Source organism: Bradyrhizobium murdochi (assembly GCF_000472965.1).
In the GTDB taxonomy this organism is placed as follows: Bacteria; Pseudomonadota; Alphaproteobacteria; order Rhizobiales; family Xanthobacteraceae; genus Bradyrhizobium; species Bradyrhizobium murdochi.
The window spans coordinates 719,965-733,966 of the sequence record NZ_AXAU01000001.1; the positions used below are offsets into that span (position 1 = coordinate 719,965).

The following is a 14,002-nucleotide window of genomic DNA, read 5'->3' on the forward strand; positions in this document are numbered from 1 at the left end:
TTAAACCACTCGGCCACCCTTCCAGCTCTGGAATTTCAGTCGCTTAGCGTAGGGCTGGCTCGAACGCAATGCGAACATGGCCCCGATGTGCATCCCACCCCTCTATTTTGGAGGAAACCCAGCGGCGAGGGCGTTGCCCTTTGGCTAGCCGCGTGCACGTTGCGTGGTGCACTTCATACGCGCCGGAAAATTATGGGTGGCGGCATCGGCCGCAATGCGTTCTCCGGCGGTTCGTCGGGCGGATGCTAATTCTGCCGGGATCACATCGTCCCGGTACCGTCGCCGCAATTGGTTCGGACATTTGTTTAACCGAACGCAACGGCCAGCAGGCTGGTGCACAGCAGCACGAAGCTGGCAGTCGCCAGCGCGAGAAATCCGTTAGAGACCATGTCGTGGTTGCGCATCAGACACCTACCACACCGGATGCTCGTCCGAATTTATTAGACCTTTCCGATTCCCCGATCGGAACTACCGAGCCATTTCTCTCTGAAGCCGGGCGGCTACTGCCGCCGGTCTTCACACCTCACGCTCTGGAACGATAGCCTTCAAACGCATGGGCAAGAAAAATGCCTGCGCTCACCAAGCCCATCAACGCTGTTACTGTCTCGATCATCGCACAAATCCTTTGCGCCCCTGCAACGCACAGAACGACTGCACCGTTGCACAGTCAAAAAGATTCACGGGCCAGAATCGCATATCGGTCGTGAGTGATGATTTGATGCAACAGATTGTCTGAAAGCGGCACAGAAAGGCTATGACGAAGGGCGCATACACAGTGAATCGAACCGTTGCGCCCAGTTCGACGGGCGGCACGCAAAGCAACCATTCATTCACCACGCGGGACCAGACCCCATTTCCGCCGTGTTCGGGTTGCGATATCTTCATCATGTGATGCGGAGGTGGGCCGCATCGTGGGGTAAGGCCGCAACGCTTCGACATAGGCAGTCGGCCGCTGGAAATGGTAGTTGGGGTGATGGGGATTCGACGGCCAACAACAATCGTTCTGGCAGTTCGTGGTACAGTTGCCGTGGCAACATGCCTTGTCCTTGCCAATTGCGCCTCGTCGGACAAATTCGCCAGGCGGATCGATCCCAAATACGGCGTCTCCTCCAGCCCCCGCGTGGTGGCGTTCGGAGAGCCCGTGCCAAAGGGCGGGGGAACTTACCGTATCGGCAAGCCCTACACCGTCGCGGGCCGGGTCTACGTGCCGGAAGAGGATCCGAACTATCGCGCCGAGGGAATGGCTTCCTGGTATGGCGACGATTTCCACGGCCGGTTGACCGCCAACGGCGAGGTTTTCGATATGACCTCACTGACGGCGGCCCATCCGACCCTGCCGATCCCGAGCTACGCCCGCGTCACCAATGTCCGGAACGGCAAGTCGCTGATCGTGCGCGTCAACGACCGCGGCCCTTATCACGGCAACCGCCTCATCGATGTCTCCAACAAGGCCGCGGAACTGCTTGATTTCAAAGCAAATGGCGTCGCTCGGGTGCGGGTTGAATATGTCGGCCGGGCCCCGCTTGAGGGTTCCGATGATCGCCAGCTCCTGGCGACGCTCCGGACCGGCGAGCCCGCGCCGTCCCCGGCGACGGTCCGGGTCGCCTCGGCTCGTCCGTTTGTTCCCGAGATACCGTCGTCCGCCGGCCGAATCCGGGGCGACGTGCCGATGCCGGAGGGACGGCCCTATAGTCTCGGCAATACCTCGGCGGACCATGCCTCGATCAACGCGACCTCGGAAATGTCGGCCTCCAGCCGCTCGCGCGGCCGTGCCGCGGAAAATCCGCGCGCCGTGTCCTACGAGAACGAGACCAGCTATGTGGCACCACGTCAGGCTTACCTGCCGGTCGATCCACGTGGTCCGAGCGAAGTGCTCAGCGGGCGCGGGCTGTACTAAAGCGTTTTCAAGCGAGAGCCTCCCCGGACCTGATCCGGGGTGGCGCCTGGTCCGCGTCAAGAAAGTGCGTCGAATAAGCTACTCCTTCAGGAAGGCGATCAGGGCGGCGTTGACCTCATCGGGCCGCTCCTGCTGAATCCAGTGACCGGCCCCGTCCAGTATGAGCCTTTGCCGCAAGTTCGGCAGCACGCGCTCCATCTCGTTGACCAGCTTGGCGCCGATCAGCCCGGTGATGACGCCATCCTTCGATCCCGCGATGAACAGCGACGGTTGGTGGATTTGTGCGCCCTGCCAGGGTGCGGTCAGTTCCCAATTGCGGTCGATATTGCGATACCAATTCAGTCCGCCGCGAAAGCCGGACTCCTGATAGACGGCCGCGAAATAGGCGAGGTCGGTCTCGGTCAGCCAGCCCGGCAACGGCCGATTCGGATCGGCGCCAGCGAGAAATCCCTTGCCCTCCTGAACAAATTGGTGGGCCGCCGGATCAGAGAACCCGCGCCCGGCCAGTACAATTCGCATGGTCGCTGCGACATCGCGCTCGAATTCGGCCTCTGCCACACCCGGCGCCTGAAAATACTGCCAGTAGAAATTGGTGATGCCGTTGTTTCGCAAGGTCTCCAGCGGCAGGCCGCGTCCGCGGGAAGGGGGCGGAACGCTGAGGCCCGCCACCTTGGTAAAGATATCGGGCCGGAACATCGCCGCGTGCCAGGCGACCGGCGCACCCCAATCATGGCCGACAATGACGGCCTGCTTTTCGCCAAGTGCCGCCACCAGCGCGACCATGTCGCCGACATTGTGGAAGATGGTGTAGGCGCCGACGTCCGCCGGCGCGCTGGTCCGGCCGAACCCGCGCATGTCGGGGGCTACGACATGGAAACCGGCTTCCGCGATGGCTCCGATCTGGTGCCGCCAGGAGTAGGATAACTCGGGCCAACCATGGCAGAGCAGCACCAGCGGCCCCTGACCCTGTTCGAAAATAAAGAAGTCGAGCCCGTTGACGGAAATAGTGCGTGAGGTTGGCATCGCGTTTCCGCCCTGTTTTTCGTATCTTGTCCGGAAATTGCAGCATCGCAACGATACGTTTCTTCGTTCGGCACCGCAATCGGATCGACACCGCCACAAGTCCAAAAACCTGTGTTGTTTGCGATACTTCCAACTGTTAGAACACACGGATTCAGGACATCGCCGATGGCAGCAGAGACTTCCGTTACCCGTAAATCCGACACGGCGGCGCGCGGCCTGATGGCCGCCGTCTTCGCGCTCTCGGTCGGCTGGGGCGGCATCGTGTATGCCGCCAACAACAGCGTGCAGGGCGCACCGAAGAAGGACGAAGGCGGCTTCGATGGCGATGCGCCGACCGCGATCCTGGTCGAGGCGTCCAGCGGCAGCGTGCTGTTCGAGAAGAACGCCGACGAATTGCGGGCGCCGTCCAGCATGATGAAGCTGATGACGGTCGAGGTGGTGTTCGATGCCATCAAGCAGGGCAAGGTCAAACCGACAGACGAATATCGGATCAGCGAAAACGCCTGGCGCAAGGGCGGCGCGCCGGCCGGCGGCTCGACGATGTTTGCCATTCTCAACAGCAAGGTGTCGGTGGACGACCTGCTGAAGGGCGCGATCATCCAGAGCGGCAACGATTCCTGCATTGCGCTTGCCGAAGGCATGGCCGGCAACGAGCGGATTTTTGCCGCCGACTTCATGACCAAACGGGCGCGCGAACTCGGCCTGACGAAATCGACCTTCGGAAACTCCAGCGGGCTGCCGGACCCTGCCAACAAGATGACGGTTCGTGAACTAGCCAAACTCGCCCGCCACCTGATCCTGGCCTATCCCGACATGTACAAACTGTTCGGAGAGAGAGAATTCACCTGGAACAAGATCCGGCAGCAGAACCGCAATCCGCTGCTGAACTCGCTAAATGGTGCCGACGGGCTGAAGACCGGCTACACCAAGGAGGGCGGCTACGGCATGGTCGGCTCCGCCGTGCAGAACGACACGAGGCTGATTGTCGCGATCAACGGACTGGATGATCCCGACGATCGTGCCTCAGAGGCCAAGAAGATGCTGGAGTGGGGCTTTCGCAATTTCGAGACGCGCACGCTGTTCGCGGCCAACCAGCAAGTCGGCTACGCCAAGGTGTTTGGCGGCGAAAGCCGCTCGGTGAAGCTTGCCAGTCCCGAGCCGATCAAGGTGATGGTGCCGAAGAACGGCAGCGAGAAACTGATCGCGCGGATCGTTTACAAGGGCCCGGTCCAGGCGCCGATCCAATCCGGCCAGCAGGTCGGCGTCGTCAAGGTGTGGCGCGGCCCCAACATCGCCGTGGAGGCACCGGTCTATGCCGCTGAAGCGATCGGCACCGGTTCGACCGTGCGTCGCGCAATCGACGGGGTCAGCGAGCTCGTCATCGGCGTGTTCCGCGCGGGCGCAGAGAAGCTCTGAGCATGACCCAGGCAACGCTGCAGCGGCCTTCCGGACGCGGGAAGTTCATTACGTTTGAAGGCGGCGAGGGCTCGGGCAAGTCCACGCAGATCAAGAAACTCGCCGAGCGCCTTGCCGCAGCAAAGCTGCGTACCATCGTCACCCGCGAGCCGGGCGGCTCGCCGGGCGCCGAAATCATGCGGCATCTCGTGCTCTCTGGGATGGGCAAGCTGCTCGGGCCGGACGCCGAGACGTTGCTGTTCGCCGCGGCCCGCGACGATCACGTTCGCACCGTCATCCAGCCCGCGCTTAGCCAGGGAACATGGGTGCTGTGCGATCGCTTCTCGGATTCGACCCGCGCCTACCAGGGCAGCCTGGGGCAGGTCTCTCCGATCGTGCTCAACGCCATGCAGCGCGTCACCATCGGCGATCTGAAGCCGGACCTCACCATCATTCTGGACATCCCGGTTGAGGTTGGTTTGCAGCGCGCGGCCGCTCGCCGCGGCAGCGGTGTGCCTGACCGGTTCGAGTCAGAAGACCTGCAATTCCATCAGAACCTGCGCGACGCCTACAGGCAAATTGCCGCCGAAGACCCGCAGCGCTGCGTGCTGATCGATGCCAATGCCGATGCCGACGCGGTTGCTGCTCACGTCTGGACGGCGGTGCGCGACCATGTGTTCGCGGTCCCGAGCCCGGCGGGGACGGCATGAGCGCGCGCAAGGTCGAGCAGGAGAAGGCGGTCACACATCCTCGCGAAACGGCCGATCTGTTCGGTCACCGCGAGGCGGAGACGGCCTTGCTGAATGCCTATCGCAGCGGCCGCATTCCGCATGCCTGGCTGATCGGCGGCCCGCAGGGCATCGGCAAGGCGACGCTGGCCTATCGCATGGCCCGTTTCGTGCTTGCCAATCCCAATCCATTGCTGCCTTCGGTGCAGCGCGCCGAGACGCTGGCACTCGATCCGGCTGATCCCGTCGCGCGTCAGATTACCGCCGGCGCCCATGGTGGGCTGTTGGTGCTGGAACGAGGTCTCAACGATCGCGGCGTGATGCGCACAGTCATCACCGTGGATGAGACGCGGGAGACGATTTCGTTTTTCGGCTCGACCGCGGCGGTCGACGGCTGGCGCGTATGTATTGTCGACACCGTCGACGAGCTCAATCCAAACGCCGCCAATGCGTTGCTCAAGATCCTCGAGGAGCCGCCGCACCGATCGCTGTTTCTGCTCGTCAGCCATTCGCCGGCGCGGGCGCTGCCAACGATCCTGTCCCGCTGCCGAAAGCTGCCGCTGCGGCCGCTTGCGACCGGCGACGTCGTGAGCGCGGCGGCGCGGGCCGCCGACATAGCCCCCGATGATCCCGCGCTGTCGGAAGCTGCCGATGCCTCGGAGGGGAGCGTGTCCCGCGCACTGACGCTGCTCGGCGGCGACGCGCTGAAGTTGCAGCAGCGGACGGCGGCGCTGCTGGCGACGCTGCCGCAGGTCGACCCGCGCGAACTGCATGCGCTTGGCGATGCGCTGGGCACCAGCGACCGGGTGGCGCTGGCCGCTTTCATCGACGGCATCGATCGCTGGATCGGCGAAAAGCTGCGCGTCGACGATGCCAATGCAAATCTGCCCCGCCTTGCACGGCTGGCGGAGGTATGGGAAAAGATCATCCGCGCCGCGCGCGACACCGAAGCGTACAATTTGGAGCGAAAACCGCTGGTTTTCTCGGTGTTCGGGATGCTCGCGGACGCGACGCGGTAATCCTCCGCCGGATATCAATCCCGACAATCTATGAGCAATAAAGGAATTCGTGGTGGCGACGGCTGCAAAGAAAGCTTCGAAAAAGCGCAAGGCGAAGAAGGCTCGCAAATCGCCGCCCGTTAGCGCCAGCAAGAAGGCGGCAGCGAAAAAGCGTGCAGCCAGGAAAAGTGCGACCAAGAGCAAGCGTGTCGTGAAGAAGGGCGGCAAGGCTTCGAAAAAGGCCGCAAAGAAGGCTTCGAAGAAAGCGGCGAAGAAGTCGACCAAAAGGGCTGCCAAGAAAGCTGTCAAAAAGTCGGCGAAGAAATCCGTTACGAAAACTCCGTCGAAGAAGCGCGCGGTAACGCCGAGCCCTGCCGTTCAAGCGGTGCCGATGACAGAAAGCCCGAAGCCCGCCGCGCCACGCGCAGAGCCGGCTCCCGTCGCCAGGCCGGCAGCGCCCGCCGAACGCGACACCTACTTCATCACGACCGCGATCGCCTATCCGAACGGCCTTCCGCATATCGGCCACGCCTATGAGGCGATTGCGACCGATGCGCTCGCACGATTTCAGCGGCTCAACGGCAAGGACGTCTTTTTCCTCACCGGCACCGACGAACACGGCCTCAAGATGGTGCAAACCGCTGAAGCCGAAGGAATGGGCGTCGCTGAGCTGGCCGCGCGCAATGCCGGCCGGTTCAAGGAGATGGATGAGCGCCTCAACGTCTCGTTCGACCGCTTCATCCGCACCACGGAGCCTGACCATCATCGCTCGGTTCAGGTGGTCTGGGATCGGATGCAGCGGAATGGCGATATCTATATCGATACCTATTCCGGCTGGTATTCGGTGCGCGACGAAGCCTATTACGCCGAGGAGGAAACCGTCCTCGGCGAGGACAATGTGCGCCTCGGCCCGCAGGGCTCGCCGGTCGAGTGGGTCGAGGAGAAGAGCTACTTCTTCAAGCTATCCGCCTATCAGGACCGCTTGCTGCAGCTCTACGAAAGCCAGCCGGATTTCATCGGCCCGGATTCACGCCGCAACGAGGTCATCAGTTTCGTAAGGAGCGGTCTGAAAGATCTGTCGATTTCGCGCACGACGTTCGATTGGGGCGTCAAGGTGCCGAATGATCCCGAGCATGTGATGTATGTCTGGGTCGATGCACTGACCAACTACATCACCGGCGTCGGCTTTCCCGACGAAAGCGATCCGAACTGGCGCTACTGGCCGGCGGACGTCCACGTCATCGGCAAGGACATTATTCGCTTCCACGCGGTGTACTGGCCGGCGTTCCTGATGTCGGCCGGCATCCCCGTGCAGAAGCGGGTTTACGCGCATGGCTTCCTGTTCAGCAGGGGCGAGAAGATGTCGAAGTCGGTCGGCAACGTCGTCGATCCCTTCAATCTGGCCGATCAGTATGGCGTCGACCAGATGCGCTACTTCTTCCTGCGCGAGGTGCCGTTCGGACAGGACGGCAACTACAGCCATGAAGCCATCGTCGCGCGCATCAACGCCGACCTCGCCAACGATCTCGGCAATCTGGCGCAACGCTCGCTGTCGATGATCGCAAAGCAGCTTGGTGGCGTGCTGCCGGAGCCCGGCGAGTTCACCGATAACGACAAGGCGATCCTGGCGCAGGCCGACGCCATGCTGGAAACCTCGCGGACCGCGATGGCGACCCAACAGATCCATCAATGGCTGAACGCGGTGTGGGCCGTGGTGGCCGAGGCCAACCGTTATTTCGCGGGCGAGGCACCCTGGGCGCTGGCCAAGACCGATCCTGACAGACAGAAAACCGTGCTGTACGTGACGGCGGAGGTGGTGCGTCAGGTGGCCATTCTGACCCAACCGGTGATGCCGGATGCATCCAGCAAGCTGCTGGATAGCCTCGGCATTTCCAACGAGAAACAAGCGCGCGATTTCGCGGCGCTTGCCACGCGGATTAAGCCGGGAACGACGCTGCCGCCACCGGTCGGTGTATTTCCGCGCTACGTCGAACCAAAGGTGGATTGAGCCGTTTGCAAGCCATGCTCGTCGACAGCCACTGCCATCTCGACTTCCCGGATTTTGCCGAGGACCTCGACGCCATCGTCGCGCGTGCCGAGGCCGCCGGGATCGGTCGTATCGTCACGATTTCGACCCGGGTCAGGCGGCTCGGCGGGCTGCTCGCCATCGCCGAGCGGTTCCCCAACGTCTATTGCTCGGTCGGCACCCATCCGCATCAGGCCGATGAGGAAGACGGCATTCCCGCAAGCGAGCTGATCGAACTAGCCAAGCACCCGAAGGTCGTGGCGCTCGGTGAGGCGGGGCTGGATTATTTCTACCAATACGGTTCGCGAGAGGCGCAGGAGCGCGGCTTTCGCGCACATATTGCGGCTGCGCGCGCCACGGGCCTGCCGCTGGTCGTTCACACCCGCGAAGCCGACGAGGACTGCGGCCGCATTCTCGAAGACGAACTGGCAAAGGGATCTTTTAAAGCCGTCCTCCATTGCTACACCGGCGGACGCGAGCTGGCGATGAAGGCAATTGCGTTGGGCCTGTCGATTTCGTTCACGGGCATTTTGACGTTCAAGAAGTCGGAAGCCTTGCGCGAACTCGCCGCCGAACTCCCGGCCGACCGCATCATGGTCGAAACCGACGCGCCCTATCTGGCGCCCGGCAAATTTCGCGGCAAGCGCAATGAGCCGTCTTACGTGGTCGAAGTCGCCAAAGTGCTGGCGGAAACGCGCGGCGTCTCGCTGGAAGAGATTTCGCGGCAGACGACCGAAAACTTCTTCCGGCTGTTCTCCAAAGTGCCGGCGCCGAAGGTTGCGGCATGAAGTTGACGCTGACGATCCTCGGTTGCGGCTCGTCAGCCGGTGTGCCCCGCCCGGCGCTCGGCTGGGGCGCCTGCGATCCCAACAATCCCAAGAACCGCCGCCGCCGTTGCTCGCTGCTGGTCGAGCGCACGGGTGCCCACGGCACCACGCGAATCGTGATCGACACCTCGCCCGATCTGCGCGAGCAGTTGATCGATGCGGAGGTCGACCACATCGACGCGGTGTTTCTGACCCATGAGCACGCCGACCAGACCCATGGCATCGACGATCTCCGATCGGTCGTGCTGCACCAGCGCCGCCGCATTCCCGTCTATTTCAATCAGTCGACCGCCAAAGACATGATGGCGCGGTTCTCCTATTGCTTCATCGCACCCGAGGGCAGCGATTATCCGCCGATCCTGACGCGTCATTCGATCGAAGCCGGCGAGAGCCACACCACTGAGGGGAAGGGCGGCCCGGTGAAACTTTCCGCGTTCCTGGTTCAGCACGGCAAGATTCCCGCGCTGGGATTCCGCATCGGGGCTGCCGCCTACACCCCCGATCTCCACGACATTCCCGAGGAGAGCTGGCCGTCGCTCGAAAACCTCGACCTCTGGATCGTCGACGGCCTGCGCTATGCCGGGCATCCCAGCCATTTCAGCGTCAACGACGCGCTGTCCTGGATCAAGCGCTTCAAGCCGAAGCAGGCCGTCATCACCAACATGCATTCCGACCTCGACTACGAGGTATTGCGCCAGAGCCTGCCGCCGGGCGTGATCCCGGCCTATGATGGCTTGCGGCTGAAGCTGAATAGCGCAGGCTGAGTCTGCCGCGGCAAGTCTGCTCGCCACGCGGAGGAACGTCGATGATTGGTCTGTTCTTTGAAGTCCAGACAAGGCCTGGGCACCGCGATCAATATCTCGATCTTGCGGCCTCGCTAAAGCCCGAGCTTGAAGCGATGGGCGGCTGTCTCTTCATCGATCGCTTCAGGAGTTTGACGCGAGAGAACCTGCTGCTGTCGTATCAGATCTGGCAGGACGAGGGGGCCCTGACGGCGTGGCGGGTCCATGCTCACCATCACGACGTCCAGACAATCGGCCGCGAGAAGGTCTTTTCGGACTATCGCATCCGGGTCGCCCAGGTGATCCACGAAGCACGGCCAGGGCAACCGGTTTGGCGGCCAGAGCGGCGCACGCCTTATAACGATCCCGCAAGGCGCACGCCGACTTATGTGCTGGCGGCGGAATCGAAGAACGCCACGCTGCCGGCAGAGACCGGATGGCGCCGTGACGCTTTCGCAAGCGTCTATCGTGACGGGCATTTCGCGCACCTGATCGATCTACCAACCGATCAAGCTGGCATCGAATTCGGCGCCAGGCTGTTTGCCGATCCGACAACCGAGTATTTCCGCGTTTTCGAGGTCATGCGCGACTACGGCATGTTCGAACGCACTGAGGCGCCGCAATACTACCGGCCGGTGGAACGATCGTAGGGTGGGCAAAGGCGCGTAAGCGCCGTGCCCACCATCGTGTGCTAAACTTCTCCGAGCATGGTGGGCACGCTTGCGCTTTGCCCACCCTACGAAATTACGCCGATATCGCCTTCGCGGACTCCACCTGATTTCGCAGCATGAATTTCTGGATCTTGCCGGTTGATGTCTTCGGGATCGGGCCAAACACGACCGCCTTGGGTGTCTTGAAGCCGGACATATGGTTGCGGCAAAAGGCGATGATCTCGGCCTCCGTGGCATTGGCGCCATCCTTCAGCTCGACAAAGGCACAGGGCACTTCGCCCCATTTGGGGTCGGGCTTTGCGACGACGGCGGCGAACAGCACGGCGGGGTGCTTGTAGAGGACGTCCTCGACCTCGACGGAAGAAATGTTCTCGCCGCCGGAGATGATGATGTCCTTGGAGCGGTCCTTGATGATGACGTAGCCATGCTCGTCGAGCACGCCGAGATCGCCGGTGTGAAACCAACCGCCGGCGAAGGCTTCCTCCGTCGCCTTCTCGTTCTTCAGATAGCCCTTCATCACGATATTGCCGCGGAACATGACCTCGCCGATGGTTTCGCCATCGCGCGGCACCTCCTGCATGGTCTGCGGGTCGAGCACGGTGACGGCTTCCTCCAGCGGGTAGGGCACGCCCTGCCGGCGCTTGAGCTGCGCGCGCTGGTCGGCTGGCAGTTCGTCCCAGCCCGGCTGCTCGGCGCAGACGGAGGCGGGGCCGTAGACTTCGGTCAGGCCATAGACGTGCGTCAGCTTGATGCCGATACTTTCGGCGCCCTCGAGCACGGCGACCGGAGGTGCTGCGCCCGCGATCAACCCGACCACGCGGCGAGCCTTGTCGCCCTTGGGCGCACCGGGCGCGTTGATCAGCGTGTTGTAGATGATCGGTGCACCGCACATGTGGGTAACGCTGTGCTTCGCGATCAGCTCGAAGATTTTTGCCGGATCGACCTTACGCAGGCAGACATTGGTGCCGGCGGCGGCTGCGACCGTCCACGGGAAGCACCAGCCGTTGCAATGAAACATCGGCAGCGTCCAGAGATACACCGGATGCTGGCCGAGATTGCCGGCCAGAATATTGCTGACAGCATTGAGATAAGCGCCGCGGTGATGAGTAACGACACCTTTCGGGTTGCCCGTCGTGCCCGAGGTATAACTGAGCGCAATCGCGTCCCATTCATCGCCCGGAAGCCGTGCGACGAAGCCAGGATCGCCCGTCGCGACCGCCGCCTCGTACTCTATCTCACCAATCCGCTTGCCGCCTGCAAACGCGGCGTCATCGACATCGACGACGAACGGTTTTGGTCCCTTCATCAGCGTCATCGCTTCTGCAATCACGCCGGCAAATTCAGGATCGACCAGGATGATTTTCGCGCCGCCATGGTCGAGCTGGAAGGCAATCGAGGGCGCGTCGAGCCGGATGTTCAGCGCGTTCAGCACCGAACCCGTCATCGGCACGGCGAAATGCACCTCGTTCATCGCGGGGACATTCGGCAACATCGCCGCGACCGTGTCGCCGACGCCAATACCCCGTCCGGCGAGCCAGGACGCAAAGCGTCGACAGCGTTCATGGGTCTCGGCCCAGGTAAAGCTGCGGCCTTCATAGACCGTGCTGATATGATCGGGATAAACGGCGGCGCTGCGGGCAAGAAAACTCAGCGGCGTCAGCGGCACGTAATTCGCCGGCGTTTTGTCCAATCCGATCGAATACTGGTTCTGGGCTGCGCTCATTGGCTGTGTCCCATCTGCAAAGGTTTGACCTTACAAGAACCCGATGGAAATCCACGGGAAGATCGCCACGATAATCAGGCCGACCATCAGCGCCAGCAGGTAACCCCAGATCGGCCGGATACCCTCGGCCGGGTCGACGCGCCCGATGGCGCAGGCCGCATAATAGCCCACTCCGAAGGGCGGCGCGAATAGCCCGATACCCATCGCGAGAATAACGATCATCGCGTAGTGGACCTCGTGGACGCCGACCGCACGGGCGATCGGAAACAACAACGGCCCAAACAGCACGATCGCCGGAATGCCCTCGAGCACGCTGCCCAGGATCACAAAGGCCACGATCGAGACGGCGATGAACGTCGCCGAGCCACCGGGCAGGCCGGTCATGGCCGCCGCCAGCGTCCGCGAAAAGCCAGACTGTGTGAGGCCCCAGGCCATGCCGGTAGCGCAGCCGATGATCAGCAAGATCGCGCCCGACAGGCACGCGGTCTCGACCAACATTGGCACGATCCGGCGCCAGTCGAAATTGCGGTAGATCAAGAGACCGTAAATCAGGTAGCCGACGACGAAGGCATATACGATGCCGATGGTCGAAACCTCGGTTGCGGTCGCGATGCCCTCGACCACCGCGTAACGGATCACGAACGGCAGCGCGATGGCGGGCAGGGCGATGGCAAACGCGCGGACGATCTCGGTGACGCTCGCCCGCGTGACGTGCCGCAGATCCTCGTTCCGGTAACGCCACCACACCAGCGCCGACAGCGTGATTGCCAGCACCAGGCCCGGCAACAGGCCGCCGGTGAACAGCGCCGCGATCGATACTCCCGTGACCGAGCCGATGGTGATCAGCACCAGGCTCGGCGGAATAGTCTCGGTCTGCGCGCCCGTGGCGGAGAGCAGGGCGACCAGGTCGCCCGGCTTGGCGCCACGCGCTTTCATCTCGGGAAACAGCACCGGCGCCACGGCGGCCATGTCGGCGGCCTTGGAGCCGGAGATGCCCGACACCAGATACATCGCCCCGACCAGCACGTAATGCAGCCCGCCGCGGACATGACCGAGCAAGCTTGCGAGGAACGCCACCATGGCGCGCGCCATGCCCGTCATCTCGATCAGCAGGCCCAGGAACACGAACAGCGGCACCGACAAGAGGATGAGGTGGCTCATGCCTTCGTCCATGCGCCCGACCAGCACCATCAGCGGCGTGCCCGTGGTCAGCGCCAGATAGCCATAGGTTGCCAAGCCAAAGCCGAACGCAATCGGTACGCCGGCAAACACGCAGAAGCCGGCCACGCCGACAAAGAAGACGATCAGATTGAGGTTGCCGAGCGGTTTGAGCGAGCCTCTGAGCAGCCAGAATATCCCGATGACAAGTGCGACCGACAGGATCGCGCCCAGCACCGTGCGGATGTTGCCCACGCGGGCGAGCCGCAGGAAAGCAAACAGCGCCATCAGGGCAATGCCGACCGGTAGCGCCGCGGCACGCCAACTATTGAGGATCTGCAACGCCGGCGTGGTGATGTAGCTTTCCTCGTAGGCGTATTCATAAGCCGGCCAGGCAATCAGGATGAGGAATGCCAGGGCGGCTGCTGTCGCCACCAGATCGAGATAGGCGCGCATCGCAGGCTTCGCGTTGGCGACGACCGCCGTCATCCTCATATGCTCGGCGCGTCGGAACGCAACCGCGGCGCCGAGCATGGCGAGCCACAGGAACAGGATTGAGGCGAGTTCGTCAGACCAGATCAGCGGCCGGTGCAGCGCGTAGCGCGCTACCACGCCGGCAAACAGGATGACGATTTCGGCGACGACCAACAGCGCTGCGGGAAGCTCGACCAGCATTCCCAGGGTGTGCTCGATCGACGCCAGCAACGAACGGCGGCGAGGGGGCTGAGCCACCTCACCGCCAACCACTTCACTCAGTTCGGCATGAGCCACGAC

11 protein-coding genes are annotated in these 14,002 nt (G+C 62.7%); 8 read left to right on the forward strand and 3 right to left on the reverse strand.

The features are described 5' to 3' along the window. The first annotated feature begins 973 nt into the window (after positions 1-973). Entirely contained in the window at positions 974-1,897 is a 924-nt protein-coding gene (locus tag YUO_RS0103695; RefSeq protein WP_051379204.1) for a septal ring lytic transglycosylase RlpA family protein, read from the forward strand. A gap of 78 nt (positions 1,898-1,975) precedes the next feature. On the opposite strand, the gene YUO_RS0103700 is transcribed toward YUO_RS0103695, so the two are convergent. After that, a complete protein-coding gene (locus tag YUO_RS0103700) occupies positions 1,976-2,920 on the reverse strand; it encodes an alpha/beta fold hydrolase (RefSeq protein ID WP_028346076.1) in 945 nt (314 codons plus the stop codon). 165 nt (positions 2,921-3,085) lie between these two features. Between YUO_RS0103700 and YUO_RS0103705 the strand changes: the two genes are divergently transcribed. From YUO_RS0103705 to YUO_RS0103735, 7 genes are read left to right on the forward strand one after another with little or no spacing between them, the layout of a single operon-like run. Next, complete coding sequence (locus tag YUO_RS0103705) at positions 3,086-4,336, forward strand: D-alanyl-D-alanine carboxypeptidase family protein (RefSeq protein ID WP_051379205.1); 1,251 nt, start codon at positions 3,086-3,088, stop codon at positions 4,334-4,336. A gap of 2 nt (positions 4,337-4,338) precedes the next feature. After that, positions 4,339-5,025, forward strand: coding sequence for a dTMP kinase (tmk, locus tag YUO_RS0103710; RefSeq protein ID WP_028346078.1), 687 nt, complete (start codon positions 4,339-4,341; stop codon positions 5,023-5,025). Beyond that, positions 5,022-6,062 carry a DNA polymerase III subunit delta' gene (locus YUO_RS0103715; protein WP_028346079.1) on the forward strand — a complete coding sequence of 347 codons (1,041 nt, stop codon included), beginning with the start codon at positions 5,022-5,024 and terminating at the stop codon, positions 6,060-6,062. Before tmk ends, YUO_RS0103715 begins: the two co-directional genes overlap by 4 nt. Positions 6,063-6,114: 52 nt before the next feature. Beyond that, positions 6,115-8,049 carry a methionine--tRNA ligase gene (gene metG / locus YUO_RS0103720; RefSeq protein ID WP_083754448.1) on the forward strand — a complete coding sequence of 645 codons (1,935 nt, stop codon included), beginning with the start codon at positions 6,115-6,117 and terminating at the stop codon, positions 8,047-8,049. A 14-nt stretch (positions 8,050-8,063) separates the two neighbouring features. Continuing rightward, positions 8,064-8,855 carry a TatD family hydrolase gene (locus YUO_RS0103725; protein ID WP_028346081.1) on the forward strand — a complete coding sequence of 264 codons (792 nt, stop codon included), beginning with the start codon at positions 8,064-8,066 and terminating at the stop codon, positions 8,853-8,855. Next, on the forward strand, positions 8,852-9,658 hold the full coding sequence (locus tag YUO_RS0103730) for an MBL fold metallo-hydrolase (protein ID WP_028346082.1): 807 nt from the start codon (positions 8,852-8,854) through the stop codon (positions 9,656-9,658). Before YUO_RS0103725 ends, YUO_RS0103730 begins: the two co-directional genes overlap by 4 nt. A gap of 41 nt (positions 9,659-9,699) precedes the next feature. Next, a complete protein-coding gene (locus tag YUO_RS0103735; RefSeq protein WP_028346083.1) occupies positions 9,700-10,326 on the forward strand; it encodes an antibiotic biosynthesis monooxygenase family protein in 627 nt (208 codons plus the stop codon). A 94-nt stretch (positions 10,327-10,420) separates the two neighbouring features. Here YUO_RS0103735 and YUO_RS0103740 read toward each other — a convergent pair whose 3' ends face one another. Together YUO_RS0103740 and YUO_RS0103745 are read right to left on the reverse strand one after the other, a co-directional pair. Beyond that, positions 10,421-12,070: an acyl-CoA synthetase gene (locus YUO_RS0103740; RefSeq protein WP_028346084.1), complete on the reverse strand. Its 1,650-nt coding sequence runs from the start codon at positions 12,068-12,070 to the stop codon at positions 10,421-10,423. A gap of 30 nt (positions 12,071-12,100) precedes the next feature. Beyond that, positions 12,101-13,999: a TRAP transporter large permease gene (locus tag YUO_RS0103745; RefSeq protein WP_028346085.1), complete on the reverse strand. Its 1,899-nt coding sequence runs from the start codon at positions 13,997-13,999 to the stop codon at positions 12,101-12,103. Positions 14,000-14,002: the final 3 nt, after the last annotated feature.